The 830-nt window shown below is 40.0% G+C and carries 1 pseudogene; it reads right to left on the bottom strand.

Going from position 1 to position 830, the window contains the following annotated elements:
• Positions 1-830 (bottom strand): annotated as a pseudogene (locus COO03_RS23825) (IS200/IS605 family accessory protein TnpB-related protein); the annotation flags it as partial.

Raw genomic sequence — 830 nt, forward strand, 5'->3', positions numbered from 1 at the left:
GGATCGCGCTTGTCATCTTCTCATAAGCGAACAGACTTTTCATTCGATTCGCTCGCTTACTTCCGTATCGATCACCTGTTTTGGATTGCGTGGTATCTAACTTCTCTATTACAATTGGCTTGTTATATTTTTGCGCTAAGTCAACTAAGCCAATGACTTCTGCTTCGATTATCTTTGTGATTTGTCCAGTTGTTTTTCCAATAACTGAAAAACGGAAAGAACCACTCCCTTTGTAATTCCCATCCTCCGTTACATTCGCCCATGCAAAGTGGTCTAGGTTACAATCCACACCAATGACACCATCCACTTTACTGTAATTCGTGTGAGGGTTTTCTAGTACATCGACTAAGCATTTTACAATATAATACTCACCATGGTCTTCAACAGACCACGCAATCGGCTTGCCATGTTTTTTCTTATTCTTACACTGTAATTGTTTTGTGATCACTTCCTCAATGATTTCTTGCCCATACGGGAATGTGACAGCTGGAAACATAACTAATTTTCCTGTACTTGTTGTCATCCATAATTCCTGATTCTCAACAACGTACTGAAACACAAAATTTCCNNTGAGACCGAAACAGTTTTTTACTTCCAAACACCGCGCTCGGAATATGTGTTTGGTACGATTCAAGCTTCTGCTTTAAACGATATTGCCGATGAGCCAAACGGCCGATTTTCGCCTGAATCCTTTTGATTTGAACATCTAAGTACTGGTGTTCAAACAGATATTCATTCAGCCAAATCAATGTATCCTTTTTACGAGACAAGGAGATGATCTGGTGGTGCTTCGAAAAGCGGGAGTTTTTTGGGAACGTAATCTTTCCTTT

Source organism: Bacillus sp. AFS098217, assembly GCF_002551815.1.
Taxonomy (GTDB): Bacteria; Bacillota; Bacilli; order Bacillales; family Bacillaceae_G; genus Bacillus_A.